Origin of the sequence: Streptomyces sp. NPDC005302 (assembly GCF_040607345.1) — a bacterium.
In the GTDB taxonomy this organism is placed as follows: Bacteria; Actinomycetota; Actinomycetes; order Streptomycetales; family Streptomycetaceae; genus Streptomyces.
In genome coordinates, this window is the sequence record NZ_JBEXGN010000017.1 from 120,456 (window position 1) to 138,462 (window position 18,007).

Consider the following 18,007-nt stretch of genomic DNA (forward strand, 5'->3'; position numbering starts at 1 on the left):
CACAGCCGGCAGGAGTACTGGCCGGTTGTGCGGCGTGCGGGTGGCGGTCGGTCGACCGCGCATTCACACCTTGCCCACCTCATCGCCGCGATGTGAACGAGACGTGGATCGCGTTTCCGTTCAACTACATTTCAGTGACGCTTGATTGCAGCGTCCATCTAGTTCGTGTAGGCATGAGGTTGACGCCCGCACGTCCGACAATTCGTTGCCAACGCTGGTCACGGGCCTATCTTCGCCATGTCCCGCCACCCCAGCCAGGCATCGCACCGTCACCCGAAAGTGGGTAACAGCCCCCGTAACGGGGCGGACCGGATCAGCGCGGACAGCAAAAGACCCTGCCCCCGAAAGAACCGGGGACAGGGTCTTCATGGAGCGCCGGGCAGGCCTTGCACCTGCATCTCCCCACAGGAAGTGGGGCGTCTTTCCTTGGACCACCGACGCGTCAGGAGCCTTCGGGTTTCCGCCGTTCAGCTCAAGATCAACGGTATCAGCCGCCTCGCGCGGAGCCAACCAGGGGTACGCCGACCCCGGGAGTGCCGGGGAGTCCCGCCACCTGGTGCCGTTCCGACTCAGGGGCGGTCCGTGTCGCCGTAGACCTCGCACAGAAAGTCAACGAGAACCTGGGCGAACCGTTCCGGCCTCTCCAGCGACGTGTGATGACCGGCTCCCTCGATGTCGACGGTCCGCCCGTGCGGGACGGCTTCCATCAGGGAGGTGACGCTGTCCAGGCAGGCGGGCACGTCCAGGGTGCCGTTGACGGCCAGCACCGGTACGGCGATGCCCTTGGCGCGCGAGGGCACGTCGGACACCGCGATGGTGCGGTCCGGCTCGTCCGGGGTGTGCTTGACCAGCGTGCGCGTCGCCATCTCCCGCAGCTGTCGCACCAGTTCCGGGTCGAGGTCCTCAAGGGTGCGGGAAGGGCCCGCCGCCCAACGGATCAACCCGTCCAGCCAGCCGGAGACGTCGCCGGCTGCCAGCGCCTTCGCCTGGGCCTCCTGCCGGGCCGCCGACCAGGGGTCACTGACGTCCGGCTCGCCCAGACCCCGGCCGCTCACCACCAACGCCCTTACGAGATCGGGGTGTTCGAGGGCGGTGTCGATGGCGATGAGCGCACCCATCGAGACACCGACCAGCACGGCCGGAGCCGCAAGGTCGAGATGGTCCAGCAGAGCGGCGAGGTCGTCGGTCTGGCGGAACGGTTTGCCGGCGTTGGCCGACCAGCCGTGCCCCCGGGCGTCCGGGGCGATGACCCGGTGACCGTGCCCGACGAGACGGGGAACCAGGTTGTCGAACTCGGTGTGGTCCGCGAACCCCGCGTGCAGCAGGACCAGCGGCCGGCCGGAACGGGGCCCTTCGTCGCGATAGGCCAGCGGGCCGTCCTCGGACGCGAAGGTGTCGAACTCGGGCATGGGCGGTGTCGCCCTGGAGGGGTTCGCCATCTCAGTCATGACAACCAAGGTGTCATATCGCTCCCATCATGACAACCTGAGTGTCATGATGGGAGCGTGACCGACGCTTCCCGTCCCCTCGCTCCCGATGAACTCCCCGAACGGCTCATGGACGTCTTCGCCCTGGTCGGGCCGCTCTACCGGCGCGTCCAACGCAAGATCGAGCAGGACGCCGGGCCGGATCTGTCCGCCGGTATCCGCGCGGTGCTGGATCTCCTTCGTGAGCACGGGCCCATGACCGTCCCTCAGATGGGCCGGGCCCAGTCCCTCAGCCGCCAGTTCGTCCAGCGGATGGTCAACGAGGCCGCCGCACGTCACTTCGTCGAGACCATCCCGAATCCCGCGCACCAACGCTCCTCGCTGATCCGGCTGACCGAAGACGGCCGTGCGGCGATCACCGAGGTGACCACCCGCGAGCACGCGCTCCTGCGCGCGACCGGGGGCGACCTCACCGCCGCCGATGTGGACGCGTGCCTCCATGTCCTGGGCCGGATGCTGGAACTCTTCGACGACGTCGACCTCGCCCGGGCGGACCCGCCACGCTGACCTGAGCCGGCGCCACTCGGGTGTTTCTGAACTTTTCTCGCACTCTCGCGAACTTTTCCGTTCGGTCGCTCATCGGACCTCGTGTACGGCACCAAACGACGGCGCGGGTGCGGGGCACGGCCCGCGTCGATGAACACGAGTGGAGAGCATTGTCATGAGCGACCGCCACAGCACCGCCGACCAGACCGCCGTCTCCGGTTCCACGAGTGACAGCCGCCCGGACCGCCGGCTGCGCCGTACCGCTCTCGCGGTGGCCGCTGCCGCCGCCCTCGGACTCACCGGAGCGGGCGTCGCGCAGGCGGCGGGCGCCGGCGGAGCCGGTGCGGCGAAGTCCACGCCGACCTGCGCCGTCGCCGCGCTCAAGGCGACCTTCGGCGAGAAGCTGGCCGGCGGGATGAACCACCAGGGGGTCGTCGTCAAGCTTCGCAACCTCAGTGGCACCGCGTGTGCGCTGCGCGGATTCCCGGGGCTCGGCCTGGAGAACTCGGCGCACAAGACGCTCTCGTCCCACACCCACTGGGGCGACACCTGGTACGCCGGCAACCCGGGAACCAAGACCCTCACGCTCAGGGACGGCGAGAGTGCCGAGGCCGTCGTCTCCTGGACGCACGCCAACACCGGCACGCCCCAGGCCGTCCACGCGGCCTACCTCGAGATCACGCCGCCCGCCGCCACCCGGCACAAGACCCTCGCCTTCCCGGAATGGGTCGACAACGGCAATCTGAGCGTCACCGCGCTCGCCAAGCACATCGACGTCACCGACTGACCCCTCCGGTAGGGCGCCCTGCCGACGTCCGCGGAACCTGCGTGCGGTCCGGTCGGGAGCACGGCAGCGCGGGGCCGCCCCTTCGAAGGGCGACCCCGCGCTGTTCGGTGCCGTGCGGATCTACTCGACGTTGATCTTGAACGTACTGGTGGTGTTGCGGATGTCCTGGGCGTTGCCGCTCATCCGCAGGTTGCGGAAGGTGGCTTCGCCCACGGCGGGGCCCTGACCGGGCTCGGGGAGCTCGTTGGCCCAGATACCCCACCCGGACTTGGCGTCGAACGCGTCTCCGCTCTTCTTGGAGTTGGTGATGGAGATGTCGGTGAAGATGGTGTCCTTGACCGGGAACTGCGGCTGGCCGCCGACGTAGTTGGTCTGGAACATGACGCCTCCGTAGGTGGAGTCGTCGATGTCGACGTCATTGACCCGGATGCCCTGGAACACCTTCGAGGCGGAGAAGGCCCAGATGGCGGGGAAGACCTGCGAGCCCCAGAAGTGGCCGCCCGTCCTCTCCAGGGAGACGTTCTCGATCGTCGTGGGGTCGGTCCCGAAGCCGTTCATCGGGTAGCCGAAGTCCAGCGAGGAGATCGTGATGCCGGAGTACACCAGGGTGTCCGCCACGCGGATGTTGCGGAAGGTGTTGTTGTATCCGCCGTAGACGGCGATACCGGCCGCTCGCCAGGTGAGGGTCGAGGTGAGGTTCTCGTAGAGGTTGTTCTTCTCGTCGGCGCCGCCGGAGTCGATCGCCGAGAAGAGCGCGAAGCTGTCGTCGCCCGTGGCGCGGGCGTCGTTGTTGACGACGTGGTTGTCCGTGGAGCCGTTCGTCATGTTGATGCCGTCGGCGAACGTGTCACGGATACGGGAGTTCTTGATGGTCACGCTGTCGGTGTTGGCGCCCCAGTAGAGGCAGACCATGTGCTCGACCCAGACGTTGTCGATGGTGATGTTGGAGACGTTGGAGAAGTCGAACACCTTGCCCGGGCCGTCGATCCGGGACGTGTAGTTGCCGAAGTAGGTGAATCCGGCGAACGTCGAGCCGTTCGCGGTCGCCTCGGCCCGGAAGCCGATGTCGGTGTTCTCCTGCGAGGACGGGGCGTGGAAGCGGGTGAACCACGGCCCGGCTCCGACGACCTTGACGGCCTTGCCGTAGACCTGGAACTTGCTGGCGGTCTCGTAGTCGCCGGGGGGCAGGTAGACACCGACGAGCTTGCCCGTGGTGTCCATACGGACCTTGTCGAGCGCGTTCTGCACGTCCTGGTGCGTGAAGCCGGCCGGGACGGTGTAGGCGGCCGGGTCCGGGTTCGCGGCGGCGGTCGCCTGTTCGGTGTTGACGAAGTCGACGGCGTAGGTGGAGGTGTTGGCCGCGTCCTTCTGCAGCCGGATCTTGGAACCCGCCGGCACGGTCTTGCCGAGCAGCAGGTTCGCCTCGTCGTAGATGTGGCGCGGGGCGCCGGAGCCGGGCGAGTTGCCGGGCGCGGTCTCACTGCCGTACAGCCAGGCGTACTGGGAGGTGAGGTCGATGGCCTTGAGGAACGTGCCGTCGACGTAGACGTTGAGCGTGGTGTTGGTGCCGTCCGGGATCGAGAAACGGGTCACCAGGGTGTTGGTGGCCGCGCGGGTGGTCCACTCGACGTACTGACCGGTCGCGCTGAGGGTCACCGCCTTGCGGCCGCTCGCCTCGCCCGCGATGTCACCGACGGTCCGGTTCGGGCCGACGACCTTGGCGCCGCCTCCGACCGTGCCGTCCTCCGCCTCGTACATGTCGTACGGCATGTCGGCGCCGCGGCCGACGAACAGCGCCTGGCTGGTCGTGTTGTTGGTCCGCTTGACCGGCAGTTCGTTGGCGTCGTCGGCGATGACGGTCTTGACGGTGTACTTGCCGTTGACGGCCGTCCACGAGCCGAGGCTGACCGGTGCGGTCGTCTGGCCCGCGGCGATGGCACCGCTGTAGGAGCCGGTGAGCGTCTTGACGGTGGCGCCCTTGGAGTCCTGCACCGTCAGGGTGACGCCGTGCGCGCCCGAGGCGGAGGCGACGGTGCCCTGGTTCTTGATCGCGACGGTGAACTTGACGTCGTCACCGGCCGAGGCGCTGGACGGGCTCCAGGCGACGGGGGCGGCGATCAGGTCGGAGCTGGAGACGGGCTTGACGACGAGGGCGTCCGAGCGGGTGAAGACGTTGTTCGCGTCGTTCTGCTCGATGACCTTGTTCGACGGGTCCACCTCGGCGCCGACGGAGTAACTGCCCGCGTCCCGGGCGCCGATGCTCGCGGTGACCGTCTTCGTCTCGCCCGCCGCGAGGGCGGGGACGTCCGCCGTGGCGGCCCTCGTTCCTCCGAGGGTGAAGTTCAGGTCGGTGGCCTTGGACGCCTTGGTGCCGCTGTTGGTGACGGTCGCGGTGAGGCTGATCGCGTCCGACTCGACGGGAGCCGCCGGCGTGTTCGTGATGCCGGTGACCTTGAGGTCCGGGTTGGCGGCGGGGGTGCCGATGACCTGGAACTCGGCGACCTGCGCACCCGGAGCGCCACTGTTGGAGGTGACCTTGAGCTGGATGTCGGCGGCGGACCCCGAGACCGGGATGGTCACGGTGTTGCCGCTCGCGGGCGAGAAGGTGTAGTCCTTCGCCGCGGCGAGGCTGGTGAAGGCCGTCGCGTCCTGGTCGCGTCCGAGGACCTGGATGTTCTGCGTCCGTGTCGCCCACGCGGCGTCCGGGCTGAGCTTGACGACGACCTGGCTCAGGTCGGCGTTGGCACCCAGCTTGGTGGTGAGGGTGGCCGGGTAGGCGCCGCCGCCGCTCTCCCAATAAGTGCTCGTCGAGCCGTCGTTGGCGTTGGCCGCGACGAAGGTGAAGGTGGACGAGGAGGCGTCGATGGGCTTGCCCTGGGCGAGGTTGGACCCACCGCCGGTCGAGCCGGTCCGCGTGACGCTGTTGCTCGCCGTGGACGTGTTCCCTGCGGCGTCCTTGGCCTTCACGTAGTAGGTGACGGTGGCCGTCGCCGACGGGGTGTCGGTGTACGTCAGGACGTCGCCCGCCACGGACTTGACGACCTGGTCGTTGGCGTAGACGTCGTAGCCGGTGACCTTGACGTTGTCGCTCGATGCCTGCCAGGTGAGCTTCACGTCACTGCCGGACTGCGTGTAGGCGAGGTTGCCCGGCGCGGTGGGCGCCTGGGTGTCGCCGCCCGTTCCCTTGCGGGTGACGCTGTTGCTGTTGGCGGAGACGTTCCCCGCGGCGTCCTTGGCCCGCACGAAGTAGGTGATGTCGGTGCCGGCGGGCTGCGTGTCCGTGTACGTCAGGACGTTCCCGGCGACGGTGGCGCGGAGCTGGCCGTTGGCGTAGACGTCGTACCCGGTGACGGCCGTGTCGTCGGTCGCCGCGCTCCAGTTGAGCTTGATCTGGCCGGTGGCCGGCTCGGTGTAGGCCAGGTTCGACGGCGCGGTGGGGGCCTGGGTGTCTCCGGTCGCGGGTCCGTAGACCTCGAGCTCGGACAACTGCCCCGCGGGCCATGCGGTGTTGGCGGTGACGAGCACCCGTACGTACCGCGTCGTGGTGGTGTCGAGGCTGATGGTCGCCGACTGGTCGGTGCTGCTGTCGAAGGTGTACGCCTTCGAGGCGGTCAGGTCGGTGAAGTTCTGGTTGTCGGTGGAGCCCTGGATCTTGAGCGTCTGGCTGCGGCTCGGCCAGCCACTGGGCAGCCGCAGGGCCACCTGGTTCACCTTGACCGAGGAGCCGAGGTCGACCTGGATCCACTGCGGGAAGGCGTTGTTCTTGCTCTCCCAGTAGGTGGCCCGGTTGCCGTCACCCGCGTTGGCCGCCCCGTAGACGTCGGCGTGCCCGCTCTCCGTGAAGGGCTTGCCCTGGGCGAGGTTCGGGGTCGACGCGGCGGCCGTGAGGACCTGCATCTCGGCGAGCTGGGCGGTGGAGGCGACCGAGTTGTCGCTGAAGTCGGCGCGTACGTAGCGGGCGAGGGTCGCGGGGAAGGAGACCTTCACGGTGTTGTCGTTGCCGGGGCTGAAGACGTACCGCGCCGACGACTTGAGTGTGGCGAAGCTCTTCCCGTCGGCGCTGCCCTGCAGCGCGAGCGTCTGCTTGCGGGTCTGCCAGTGCTCGGGCAGGCGCAGCACGACCTGGCGGACGCGCTGGGTGCGCCCGAGGTCGGTCTGTACCCACTGGGCGGACTTCTTTCCCGCCTGCCAGTAGGTGTCGAGGTCGCCGTCGGTGACGTTGGCGGCCGCGTGCGCGTCACGGGCACTGCCCGCCTTGGTCGGGGCGTCCGCGGCGGTGTTGGGACCGCCGGCCGCGGTGGCGCTGACGGCGGGCAGGCCTAGAACCATGACCGTCGAGGCGAGCACAGCTGTCGCTGCGCGTCGTCTCCACGATCTCGGCTTGTATCGAGTCATGCGGGGTCACTCCCTGCGGAGGTTCGCGCGCCGGAGGGGCGGCGAGGTCGGCTCGTTCCTGGGCAGAGCGATGGCGCGGTACGACGGGCGGGACGGCGGAAGCTGTCGTCCCTGGAGTGGTGCACGGCCCGAAAAGGGGCGCACACGCAGGTTCTTGCAATGTTTCATCGCAATATTGCAGAGCAATGCGAGTCCGTCTACGGTCCGTGCGGCACAAGTTTCACCGGACGCACCCGCGTCTCATCGATGGAGGCGTGACATGCGCAGCTCGGATCCGGCACGCAGGCGACCGAACGCGTGCCGCCCTACCGGGAGAAGGCGGGAGTGTTGCGGAACATCGGGCCGAACTCCCTTGCGGAGTACTCCACATGACCTGTCGGCAGCATTTCGGATAGGCCTGAGGGGGCGAGATCCCCTGAACTCTCCTCCCCCGGCGCCTGGCCCTCACGGTCAGAAATCCGGTCACACGACCGGAGCCGCAAGTGAACGCAAGTCACGCAATTTTTTGCGTCACCGCAAGGTGTCCGAGGGGTCGATCTCCGGGTCGACCACGCGCAAACGGTTGCGCACCTTCGACACCGGGTGAGGTGTTCGGCGGAATGGGGCGTTCACGCGAGTGGGGCGAGAGTGCGCGGAGGCCACACCCGAGGGCGGCACGCGACGACTGCGCGCAAAGGCCGCCTCACCGGAGCGAGTCGGCCTTGGACCACGTGTCGACGACCGGGTCAACTCGGCGGAAGGTAGGCCTGCTTCATCGCGCACGTCCATACCACCGGCTTCGCGTCGCCCACGGCGTCGACCGCGTCTCCGCCGACCGAGCCGTTGTCGGACACGGCGTACGCGTGAGACGCCTGGTCGTCGGCGAGGCGCGGCAGCGCGAGCGCCGGTCCGCTGCCCGGCCAGACCTCGGCCTGGTCCGCGGGGCCCACGTCGTCCCGCATGTCCGCGATTCCGGCGGCGAGGTGCGTGTGCGGGCTGATCGCCGTGAACTGGCCGGAGTTGAAGCCCGGCAGGCTCGGAACGTCGGCGGGGTCGCCGTATCCGGGCGGGTCCCAGTGCACCGCGGTGGCCTCGACACTGCTCAGCAGGGAACCGACGACCTGTCCCCGGCCGTCGAGTGCCGGGCGTCCCCATCCCTGGAGACTCGGTCCGACGGGCGGCCCGAGGATCTCGGCGGGTGTGCCGATGGATTCCCACCGGAGCACGACGCTCTGGTAGTCCTCCAGGCCGGCGTTCCAGATCGTGCCGTTCGCGACGACCGTGCCGGCGGAGCCGATCGACGTGACCTCCGTGATCGACTGGCCGTCGGTGACCGGGAGGGTCGCGACGAGCTTCCCCTTCCGCCAGACCGCGCCTCGGTCGGCTCCGTTCACCGTGCCCACGATCCGACCCCTGTCGTCGACGTCCGCCGCCCAGCCCGACACTCCGCCGGTCGGCAACAGGGTGGCGGCCGGCGCACCGGCCTCGTAGCTGAACGGCGTGCGGTTCCACGGATCTCCGCCGGCCGTGAACCAACCCACCATCAGTCCACCGGAGTTGACCGCCGCGACCTGCCCACCGTCGAATCCGGCCGGCACGGGGACGCTGTGCACTCGCGTCCTGGTCCAGTACACGGGCCGCTGTCCGGAGACGCCGACGGCGAGTCCGCTCGCGCTGACGTCCTCAACGACCCCCGTCCGATCGGACTTCAGCGTTTTCAGAACCATGATCCGCGGATTCCGGCAGCCATCGTCCGCAGCGACGGCTCTCGCACCCCCAGCCGTCTGCGCCAGTACGGCCACCGGCATCAGCACCGCCAACGCGGCCCATCCCCACCGTCCCACGTCATCCCCCTCTGTCGACTGTCGACGTGCCCGTCCCGTCTGTGACACCGGGAACGGGCACGAGCACTACGACCGTCGGACGGCCCCACCCGTTGCGGAGCACACGACGATCTCCACCGGAACGGCACGACCGGCGGCGGGCGCTCCGGTGGTGTGCCGCGCCCCGTGCGGAGCGGCGGCCACGCGAACAGCCGGACCGAACGGCACCACATCCGGGCGGCCGAGGGGCGGCGGACCGTGTGCGATCCGGTCGGCCTCGCCCCTGCGTGCCCGTACGCCACACCAACGCACCTCCGCGGTTGACGGGCGCGGAGCCCCCGGCGACGGTAGGGAGGTGGAGCCCCGCGGGGCGGCCGGCGGAGCACCGCGTGTGTTGCGGGGGCGACCGGGGTGGCGTCGTGGGTGTGTGGGAGTCACGCGTCCGGAGGCGCGGTGCTCCCGTTGCCGCAGGACCTGACCGTCCGCCCGAGCGCAAGGGACCACAGCCCATGACCGAGGCCCGACCCGACCGACCCGGAGCAGACCAGCAGGACAGGCGGTCCACCGCCGCCGGAGCGTTCCCGCCGCATCGCGCGGACGGCCGTCTCGGAGCCCTTCCGGGCCCGGTGCCGGACCTGCGCCGGATCGGGATCGCGCCGGACCACTGGTATCCCGTGGCGAGGTCGCGGAGCGTGCGGCGCAACCGCACCTTCGCGACGGCGTTCGCCGGGCAGCGGATCGCGCTGTACCGGGGGCGCAGCGGTACCGTCCACGCGCTGGAGGACCGTTGCGCGCATCGTCAGGTGCCGCTGAGCATGGGCGTGGTCGAGGGCGACATCCTGCGGTGCTGCTATCACGCCTGGGCCTACCGGGGCGACGGCCGCATCTCGCAGATTCCCTACCTGCCGAAGGGCAGTGAGCGACCGCCGCGAGGTGTGCGGTCCTATCCGGTGCGCGAGGCGTACGGCCTGGTGTTCGTGTTCCCGGGAGACCCTGCCCTGGCTGAAGCGGCGGCGTTCCCGCGGCTGCCGGAGTACCACTCGCCCGCGCACCGGACGATGACGTTCTCGCGCACGGTGCGCTGCCACTACTCGTTCATGCACGAGAACCTGCTCGACATGAACCATCAGTTCCTGCACCGGAGCGTGCTCGGCAGGATCCGGCCCGAACTGCTCGGCTACGAGACGGGGCCCCAGCACGTCGAGGCCAGGTACCTCTTCGTTCCCGCGGGGGGCCGCAAGGACCGGGGCGCGGGTCTGCTGTCGGCGGAGGGGGTCGGCGGCCGGGACACCCCCGACGTCATCACCATCCGCACCGAGTACCCGTACCAGACGCTGCGGGGTGTACCCGAGGGCACCGATCTCCCGGCCTTCTCGCTGTGGGCCGCCTACGTTCCCGAGGACGCGGAGCAGCGCCTCAACCACGCCTACGGGCTGCTGACGATCGCGAAGCCGTCGGTCCCGGGGGCGATGCACCTGGCCTGGCCGCTCATCCGACGGTTCACGGAGCGCGTGTTCGCCCAGGACAGGACGGCGGTCGAGGCGGAACAGCGTGCCTGGGACGAGCAGGGCGAGGACCGCAACCACGAGGTGTTCCCGCTCATCCTCGATCTCCGCGACGTGCTGCGCAGCAACGGCGTGCCGCTGCGTTCGGACGAGGCACCCGGCTGCACGCCGTGCGGGCTCGCGACGCCCGCGCACCGGGCCGGTGTCACGAACAGCGCCGAACCGACACGGCCGGCCACTCCGGCGGCGGAGGGCGCGGCCGAGTAGTCCCGCCGCTCAGGCGTTGTGGGCGGCGGTCTCCTGCCCTGCCACGGGCGCGCCTTCCGTGATGATCTCGGAGCGTCGCTGCCCGCGGTCCATGAGGCCGCCGGCGAAGGCGAGGCCGAGACCGGCCAGGGCGAGGGCCGCACCGACCAGGTTGGGGGACGCCCAGCCCCAGCCCGCGGAGATGACCAGCCCGCCGAGCCAGGCGCCGCCGGCGTTGGCCAGGTTGAAGGCGGAGTGGTTGGACGCCGCCGCCATGGTCGGGGCGTTCTTGGCCTTGGCCATGAGGAGCATCTGGACGGGCGTGGTGATGAGGGATCCCATCGCGCCGATGAACGTGATGGTCAGCAGAGCGGGAACGGTGCTGTGGACCGTGAAGTAGAACGTCACCAGTCCCGCGGTGAGCAGGATGAGCCCGGCGTAGAGCGTCGGGCGCAGGGCGCGGTCGGTGAGCGGTCCGGCGATGAGGGTGCCGAGCGTCATGCCGACGCCGTAGAGCGCGAGGACCCAGGTGATCGACGTGCCGGAGATGCCGGTCAGGTGCGTGAGCATGGGCACGAGGTAGCTGTAGACGGCGAAGAATCCGCCGAATCCGACGACCGCGGTGATCAGGCCCATCGCGACCTGCCGGTTGCCCATGGCCCGTAGTTCGTGGCGGATTCCGGACTGCCCGCTGCGCGGCTGGTGCGGAACGAAGGCGGCGAGGGCCGCCAGGGCTATGAGACCGATGACCGCGACCGCTCCGTAGGCGGCCCGCCAGCCCAGGTGCTGGCCGAGCGCCGTGCAGACGGGAACGCCGACGATGTTGGCGACGGTGAGGCCGAGGAACATCTTCGAGACCGCTCGCGCCGCACGCTCGGGGGCGACCAGCCGTGAGGCGACGACGGCACCGACGCCGAACAGCGCGCCGTGCGGCAGTCCCGCGAGGAAGCGGGCGGCGAACAGGGTGCCGAAGCTGGGAGCGAGCGCGGACGCGACGTTGCCGACCACGAACAGGCCGGTCAGGAGCAGCAGCAGCCGCTTGTGCGGGATGCGCGCGCCGATGCCCGTCAGCACCGGGGCGCCGACGACGACACCGAGCGCGTACGCCGACACGACGTTGCCGGCCTGGGGCACGGACACGTGGATGCCGTCGGCGATCTGGGGCAGCAGCCCCATCGTGGCGAACTCGGTCGTGCCGATGCCGAACGCGACGACGGCCAGGGCCAGCAGAGCCAGGGGCATGGTGCAGGAGAACCTTTCGAGGACAGCGGGCAGGGGACGTGGGAGCGGTCGGGACGGAGATCGCCGACGGTTCCCGGGTCCGGTCGTGCCGAGCACCATTGCCCGGAGCACCTCTGACACCAGTGTGAGGCCCCTGGACGTGCGGCAATGCCAAAGCGCGGTACATTCCAAGATCGATCTGTGGATCGCGCCGGATCGCGGGCATTCCGTCATCGCGCCCGGACCCTGCCCTGGGCGCGGGGCGTCGTGCGTGCCATGATCCCTACTCGGCAGTAATTTCGTGTCCGGTCGGTCGGGAGGCGTGCAGTGACCCGTGTGTTCACCGTGAGCAGCAGCATCATCGTCGACGACGTGTCGCCCGAGGAGGCTTTCCGGGCGGTGAGCTGTCCGGCGGACATGGGCCGCTGGAGTCCGGAGAACCGGGGCACGACGGCCGGGTCCCCGGCCGGTCCGGCCGCTCTGGGCACCACCTTCGTCGGACGCAACAAGCGCGGGATGTTTCGGTGGGTCACCCGGTGCAAGGTGACCGCGGCCGATCCGGGGAGCCGCTTCGCGTTCCGCGTCTGCGCGATCGGTGTGGGGCGCCCCCGCCTGCGGGCTCCGATCGCGACGTGGGAGTACCGCTTCGAGGCGGTCGACGGCGGCACCCGGGTGACGGAGACGTGGACCGACGACCGCCGGAGGTGGCCGACGTTCGCGGCCCGCGCCTTCGACTGGGTCGCCACGTCGGGCAAGACGTTCGCCGCCTTCCAGGCGCGCAACATCGAGATCACGCTGCGCAACCTGAAGCGCGAGCTGGAGCACGACCGCTCGGTCTGAGGCGCCTCGTCCCTCAGCCGCGGGCCCTCCCCGCCGGCCCGGCTCCCGAGGCGTGCCGGCGGGGCGGCGCCTACTGTCCCCCCAGCCCCGTGGTGGCGACGGACTTGACGATCTGCCGCTGGAAGAAGAGGAAGACCAGCACCAGGGGCAGCGCCGCGACGACGGCCGACGCCATGGTCTGGGCGTACTGGAGTCCGTAGGCGTTCTTCACCGACGTGATGCCGACCGGGAGCGTCATCAGGGACGGGTCGGAGGTGGAGATGAACGGCCACAGGAAGTTGTTCCAGGCGCCGATGAACACGAAGATCGAGACCGCCGCGAGCATGGGCCGCGACAGTGGCAGCAGCACGGACCAGAAGATGCGCCAGGGGCCCGCCCCGTCGATGCGCGCCGCTTCCTCCAGCTCCTTCGGGAGGGAGTCGAAGTGCTTCTTCAGGATGAAGACCATGATCGGCGCCACGGTCTGGGGCAGGATCACCGCGGCGTAGGTGTCGGTGAGGTTCAGCGTGAGCATCTGCTGGAACCAGGGGACGATCAGCAGCTGCGGCGGCACCAGCATCGAGGCCACGGTCACGGCGAAGAGGACGCGGCGCCCCTTGAACAGGGTCCGGGAGAAGGCGTACCCGGCCATCGCGGACACGGCGACGGTGATGACGGTGACGGCCGCCGAGATGAAGAGGCTGTTGAACATCCACAGCGGCAGGTCGCCCCGGGTGATGACGTCGGTGAAGCGGCCCAGGGTGAATCCGGAGCTGGGCCAGAACCAGTGGGCGGGGTCGCTCGCGTCCTGTTCCGATTTGAAGGCCGTCAGGAGCGCCCAGGTCATGGGCAGGAGCCAGACGAGGGCCAGCACTCCGAGGACGACGAGGGCGAGGACACGGGCCGTGCGGCTCTCGCCGAGGGTGAGCGGCTGGCCTTCGCGGGGTGCCGCGGAACGCTTGACCGGCCGCCTGCGGAGGGCGGTGGGACGGACCGTGCCCGTGGTCGTCCTCGGTGGCCGTGATGGCAGTTGGGTGGTGGCCATGATCACTTCTCCCGGCGGCGGAGGGCAGCAAACTGTGCTGCGGAGGCGAGCAGGACGAGGGCGAAGAAGATGTAGCTGATCGCCGAGGCGTAGCCGAGCCGGTAGCCGGTGAACCCGACGTCGTACATGTACTCGATGACGGGCCGGGTGGAGTTGTTCGGGCCGCCCTTGGTCAGCAGGTAGATCTGGTCGAAGACCTTCAGCGAGGCGAGGATCTGGAGGACGGTGATCACTCCGGTGATGCGGCCGAGCTGGGGCAGCGTGATCGACCACAGGCGGCGCCAGGCGCCGGCGCCGTCGATGGCGGCCGCCTCGTAGAGATGGTCCGGAATGGACTGCAGAGCGGCGAGGTAGAGCAGGAAGTTGAAGCCGACCGTCCACCAGAGCGTGGTGAGCACGATCGCCCACAGGGCCACGGACTCGTCGCTGAGCCAGGCGTAGCCGTCGAGTCCGAGGACGCCGAGGAGATGGTTGTAGAGCCCGAGGTCGGGCTGGTAGAGCCACATCCACAGCAGGCTCACCACGCCGACCGGCAGGAGGTAGGGGGCGAAGAACGCCAGCCGCCACACCCACTGGCCCGGCAGGCCGGTGTGCACGAGCAGCGCCATGCCGAGCGCCACCGCGACGAGCGGGACGGTCGAGACCAGCGTGAACAGCAGGGTGTGGCCGAGCGAGCGCCACATCTCGGCGTCCTGGAGGGCCTCGCTGAAGTTGTCCAGGCCGGTGAACGAGGGGCTGTGCGCCGACAGTGAGGTGTCGGTCAGGCTCATCCACAGCCCCTGCACCAGCGGCCAGACCATGAAGAGGCCGAACAGCACGAGGAAGGGCAGCGCGAAGAGCAGGCCCGGCGGAACGGAGCGGCGTGCGGGGCGGGCGCCGGTGCGGGGTGGAGCGGTGGGAGAGGACATCGTTGTGCCTCCTGCGCGGGCGGATCGGCCGGTGTCAGGCCGGGCTGGGCTTCGAGAGGAAGGTGTTGAGACGGCGCACCATCGCGCGGGCCGCGCGGTCGGGCGCGAGGCCGTCGAGCATGGCCTGCTGGAGGACCTGCGACATCGCGTTCTGGAAGTCGGAGCCGGCGCCCGCGAACCAGACGGGCGGGTCCAGGACGACGTGGTTCTGGGCGGCGACGTAGTGGGACTGGGGCCGCAGGCGGCCGTAGTCCGCGGTGCGGGTGACGGGGCTGTACGCCGGGATGTGGCCGGCGGTGGCCCACACCCGGGAGGCCTTGAGGAGCGCGGCCACGGCGCGCTGGGTGCGCCTGCGGTGGGCGGCGTCGGCGTGCGGGCGGCGGGGCAGGACGAATGAGTGCGAGTCGGCGTAGACCGCGGGGGTGCCGAACACAGTGGGGAAGGGGGCCGCGTCGACGTTCTTGTCGGCCGCGCGGAAGGTGCCCAGTTCCCATTCGCCGGACAGGATCATCGCGGTCTGCCGGTTGGCGAAGGCCGCGATGGCCGAGGGGTAGTCGAGCCGGTGCGGGTTGGTCCTGCCGTCGACGAGCTTGGCCATGAAGGCGATGACTTCGGCCATACGGTCCTCGTCGACCTCGGCGGGGCCGCCCTCGGGCAGGTCGAAGCGGCCGCCGGTCTGCTTGTAGAGGCCGTAGAACAACCGCCAGCCCTGTGAGGCGTCGGTGACGTAGCCGAAGGCGATGCCCTGTTTGCCGGAGGCCTTGGCGAGTTCGCGTCCGGCGGCCAGGAAACGGTCGGGTGAGGAGAAGGCGTCCATGTCCAGGGTGCCGGCGGCGGTGAGGAGACCGGCCTTCCGCGCCGGTTCCGGGTGGTAGAAGACGATGAAGGGGTGGGTGTCGAGCGGGATCGCGTACGTGCGGTTGCGGTACTGGGTGCGCGCCCACACCGCGTCGGCGAAGTCGTCCTCGCCCACGCCGAACTCGGCGAGGGTGTCGAGGTCCCACGGATCGAGGAGGCCGGTGGGCGCGTAGCCGGCAAGCCGGGACATGTGCGCGATGGCGACGTCGGGGCCTCGGCCGCCGGCCGAGGCCATCGCCAGCTTGGTGTAGTAGGGCGATCCCCACTCGAGGACCGTCCGGTCGACGCGAGTGCCGGGCATGTCGGGCTTCCCGGCGTCCACCATGGTGTTGAACAGTCCGCCGTCGGCGCCGCTGAACAGATCCCAGAGGCGGACGGTCGTGTCGTCGGCGGCCAGCGCCGCGCCGCAGCCGCTCAGCGCGCCGCCGGCGAGCAGCGCTCCCGCGGAGGCGAGTGACGCGGTGAGGACACGGCGCCGGGAGAGGCCGGTTCCGGGGTTCGGGGGGAGATCGCTCATGAGCCCTCCTTACATCGTTGTAAAAGCAGGGAGCGGTCAGGGCCGGTGCCTGACCGGAGACAGGGTGATCAGCGGCGTTCGAAGGCCGCGGCACGCCGCTGGGCGTCACGCAGCAGGGCGGTGTCGACCTTCTCGGAGCGGTCGAAGGCGTACACGCCGTTGCGCTCCTGGAAGACGTCCGTGAGCTGCGTGTAGCAGTAGCCGAACATGTCCGGGTCGTCGAGCAGCACGTCCACGAGTCCGGTGAAGCGGGTGGTGAACTCCCCCGCGGTACGCGGTCGTTCGCCGTATCCCCAGGAGTCGCCGATCTCGTTGCCGGCGGCGGTCGCGGCCGCCTGCGGGTCCCACCAGATGCCGCCGAACTCGCTGCAGAAGTAGGGCTGTCCGCGGTACGGCAGGGACCATGTGGCCCGGTCGGGGCCGGTGTTGAGGTAGGGCTTGTCCTCGGCGAGGCCGCCCATGATCTTGGCGAAGGCCTCCGGGTCCTGCTCGTAGCAGTGGGAGTCGTAGACGTCCGTCTCGGCGACGCGGTGGGCGTAGCCGGAGGCGTCGACGACGGGGCGGGTGGTGTCCATCGCCTTGGTGGCGAGGAACATCGCCTGGGTCACGTCGTCGAGTTGGGTGATGCGGTCGTGCAGGTGCTGGTAGGTCTCGTTGAGAGGGCACCAGCCGATGATCGAGGGGTGCGAGTAGTCGCGTTCCAGCGCCTCCAGCCACTGGGCGGTGTACGAGGCGGTGGGCTGCTGGTTGTCGTCGCGTACGCCCGTCTCGCAGCCCCAGTCGCCGAACTCGCCCCAGACCAGGTAGCCGAGGCGGTCGGCGTGGTGGAGGAAGCGCTCCTCGAAGACCTTCTGGTGCAGGCGGGCCCCGTTGAATCCGGCGGCGAGGCCGAGTTCGATGTCGCGCACCAGTGCCGCGTCGGAGGGTGCGGTCATCAGGCCGTCGGGGTAGTAGCCCTGGTCCAGGACGAGCCGCTGGAACACCGGCTCCCCGTTGATCAGCACCTGCTTGCCCCGCAGCGCGACGGAGCGCAGCCCGGCGTAGGAGTCGGCGGCGTCGACCACGGCACCCTCGGCGTCGACCAGTTCGAGGCTCAGGTCGTACAGGTGCGGGTCCGACGGGGACCACGGGCGGACGGCGTCGGACGGCACGACGAGCGTGAGGCGCGGGCACAGGTCCAGGTCGGCGCGGGCCTCGGCCCGTACGACCTCGGTCCCGGCGCTCGTGAGCACGGCCCGCACGCGGTGGCCCGGGAGGTTGGCGGTCACGGGGAGTTCCAGGTGGAAGGAGCCCGAGCCGAGGTCGGGAGTGACGCGGGGCCGCTTGAGGCGGGCGGTGCGCGGCACCGGCTCCATCCACACGGTCTGCCAGATGCCGGTGGTGCGGGTGTAGTGGCAGTGCGTGTTGGCGTACCAGGTCGCCTGCTTGCCGCGGGCCTGTGGGCCGTGCCGGGTGTCGCGGGCCCGGACCACGACGACGGCGTCGGTGCCCGGAGCGGCGACTCCGTCGAGGTCGGCGGTGAACGGGGTGAAGCCGCCGCGGTGGCGGGCCACTTCGACGCCGTTGACCCAGACGGTGGTGTCGTGGTCGACGGCCTGGAAGTGCAGCAGCACGCGGGCGTCGCCCCACTGCTCGGGTATCCGGACGGTGCGGCGGTACCAGACGGCTTCCATGAAGTCCGTGTCGCCGATTCCGGACAGCTCCGACTCGGGGCAGAACGGCACGGTGATCGCGTCCGAAAGCTCCCGCTCACGCAGGCCGCGTTCGAGGCCGGAGTCCGACCGGTCGATCTCGAACTGCCACCTGCCGTTGAGGTTCAGCCAGTCCGTGCGGGCGAATTGGGGCCGGGGGTACTCGGGACGCGGAACGTCCTGGGTCTTGGGAGAACTCATGTGCGTCTCGCTTCGTGCTGGCGACCGTTGCGGCGCCTA

12 protein-coding genes and 1 tRNA gene are annotated in these 18,007 nt (G+C 69.9%); 4 read left to right on the forward strand and 9 right to left on the reverse strand.

Annotation, left to right across the window (positions count from 1 at the left end; genetic code table 11):
* Positions 1-368: 368 nt before the first annotated feature.
* Positions 369-441, reverse strand: a tRNA-Gly gene (locus tag ABZT74_RS24225).
* A 128-nt stretch (positions 442-569) separates the two neighbouring features.
* On the reverse strand, positions 570-1,448 hold the full coding sequence (locus tag ABZT74_RS24230; RefSeq protein WP_356175495.1) for an alpha/beta hydrolase: 879 nt from the start codon (positions 1,446-1,448) through the stop codon (positions 570-572).
* Positions 1,449-1,556: 108 nt separating this feature from the next.
* Between ABZT74_RS24230 and ABZT74_RS24235 the strand changes: the two genes are divergently transcribed.
* Both ABZT74_RS24235 and ABZT74_RS24240 read left to right on the forward strand, forming a co-directional pair.
* Positions 1,557-1,994 (forward strand): MarR family transcriptional regulator, encoded by a 438-nt coding sequence (locus tag ABZT74_RS24235; protein ID WP_356438087.1) that lies wholly within the window; start codon positions 1,557-1,559, stop codon positions 1,992-1,994.
* 154 nt (positions 1,995-2,148) lie between these two features.
* On the forward strand, positions 2,149-2,760 hold the full coding sequence (locus ABZT74_RS24240) for a DUF4232 domain-containing protein (protein WP_356175498.1): 612 nt from the start codon (positions 2,149-2,151) through the stop codon (positions 2,758-2,760).
* 120 nt (positions 2,761-2,880) lie between these two features.
* Here ABZT74_RS24240 and ABZT74_RS24245 read toward each other — a convergent pair whose 3' ends face one another.
* Entirely contained in the window at positions 2,881-7,155 is a 4,275-nt protein-coding gene (locus ABZT74_RS24245) for a discoidin domain-containing protein (protein WP_356175501.1), read from the reverse strand.
* A 725-nt stretch (positions 7,156-7,880) separates the two neighbouring features.
* Positions 7,881-8,861, reverse strand: coding sequence for a hypothetical protein (locus ABZT74_RS24250; protein WP_356438028.1), 981 nt, complete (start codon positions 8,859-8,861; stop codon positions 7,881-7,883).
* 605 nt (positions 8,862-9,466) lie between these two features.
* On the opposite strand from ABZT74_RS24250, the gene ABZT74_RS24255 reads away from it, so the two are divergent.
* Positions 9,467-10,729, forward strand: coding sequence for an aromatic ring-hydroxylating dioxygenase subunit alpha (locus ABZT74_RS24255; RefSeq protein ID WP_356175507.1), 1,263 nt, complete (start codon positions 9,467-9,469; stop codon positions 10,727-10,729).
* Positions 10,730-10,738: 9 nt separating this feature from the next.
* Here ABZT74_RS24255 and ABZT74_RS24260 read toward each other — a convergent pair whose 3' ends face one another.
* Positions 10,739-11,950: an MFS transporter gene (locus tag ABZT74_RS24260; protein WP_356175510.1), complete on the reverse strand. Its 1,212-nt coding sequence runs from the start codon at positions 11,948-11,950 to the stop codon at positions 10,739-10,741.
* Between the two features lie 306 nt (positions 11,951-12,256).
* Between ABZT74_RS24260 and ABZT74_RS24265 the strand changes: the two genes are divergently transcribed.
* The gene (locus ABZT74_RS24265; RefSeq protein ID WP_356175513.1) at positions 12,257-12,769 is read left to right on the forward strand and encodes an SRPBCC family protein; all 513 of its coding nucleotides are present in this window, start codon (positions 12,257-12,259) and stop codon (positions 12,767-12,769) included.
* Between the two features lie 70 nt (positions 12,770-12,839).
* Here the strand turns inward: ABZT74_RS24265 and ABZT74_RS24270 are convergent, their stop codons facing one another.
* The 4 genes from ABZT74_RS24270 to ABZT74_RS24285 all read right to left on the reverse strand — a co-directional run bounded on the left by ABZT74_RS24270 (position 12,840) and on the right by ABZT74_RS24285 (position 17,968).
* Positions 12,840-13,793, reverse strand: coding sequence for a carbohydrate ABC transporter permease (locus ABZT74_RS24270; protein WP_356175516.1), 954 nt, complete (start codon positions 13,791-13,793; stop codon positions 12,840-12,842).
* 2 nt (positions 13,794-13,795) lie between these two features.
* Entirely contained in the window at positions 13,796-14,701 is a 906-nt protein-coding gene (locus ABZT74_RS24275) for a sugar ABC transporter permease (protein WP_355875985.1), read from the reverse strand.
* Positions 14,702-14,735: 34 nt separating this feature from the next.
* Entirely contained in the window at positions 14,736-16,076 is a 1,341-nt protein-coding gene (locus ABZT74_RS24280) for an extracellular solute-binding protein (RefSeq protein ID WP_355875988.1), read from the reverse strand.
* 68 nt (positions 16,077-16,144) lie between these two features.
* Complete coding sequence (locus ABZT74_RS24285; RefSeq protein ID WP_356175519.1) at positions 16,145-17,968, reverse strand: sugar-binding domain-containing protein; 1,824 nt, start codon at positions 17,966-17,968, stop codon at positions 16,145-16,147.
* Between the last annotated feature and the right edge of the window lie 39 nt (positions 17,969-18,007).

Bases quoted from the DNA above. Each gene is read 5' to 3' on its own strand.
- ABZT74_RS24230 (WP_356175495.1), bottom strand. From the start codon at position 1,448: ATGACTGAGATGGCGAACCCCTCCAGGGCGACACCGCCCATGCCCGAG.
- ABZT74_RS24235 (WP_356438087.1), top strand. From the start codon at position 1,557: ATGGACGTCTTCGCCCTGGTCGGGCCGCTCTACCGGCGCGTCCAACGC.
- ABZT74_RS24240 (WP_356175498.1), top strand. From the start codon at position 2,149: ATGAGCGACCGCCACAGCACCGCCGACCAGACCGCCGTCTCCGGTTCC.
- ABZT74_RS24245 (WP_356175501.1), bottom strand. From the start codon at position 7,155: ATGACTCGATACAAGCCGAGATCGTGGAGACGACGCGCAGCGACAGCT.
- ABZT74_RS24250 (WP_356438028.1), bottom strand. From the start codon at position 8,861: ATGGTTCTGAAAACGCTGAAGTCCGATCGGACGGGGGTCGTTGAGGAC.
- ABZT74_RS24255 (WP_356175507.1), top strand. From the start codon at position 9,467: ATGACCGAGGCCCGACCCGACCGACCCGGAGCAGACCAGCAGGACAGG.
- ABZT74_RS24260 (WP_356175510.1), bottom strand. From the start codon at position 11,950: ATGCCCCTGGCTCTGCTGGCCCTGGCCGTCGTCGCGTTCGGCATCGGC.
- ABZT74_RS24270 (WP_356175516.1), bottom strand. From the start codon at position 13,793: ATGGCCACCACCCAACTGCCATCACGGCCACCGAGGACGACCACGGGC.
- ABZT74_RS24275 (WP_355875985.1), bottom strand. From the start codon at position 14,701: ATGTCCTCTCCCACCGCTCCACCCCGCACCGGCGCCCGCCCCGCACGC.
- ABZT74_RS24280 (WP_355875988.1), bottom strand. From the start codon at position 16,076: ATGAGCGATCTCCCCCCGAACCCCGGAACCGGCCTCTCCCGGCGCCGT.
- ABZT74_RS24285 (WP_356175519.1), bottom strand. From the start codon at position 17,968: ATGAGTTCTCCCAAGACCCAGGACGTTCCGCGTCCCGAGTACCCCCGG.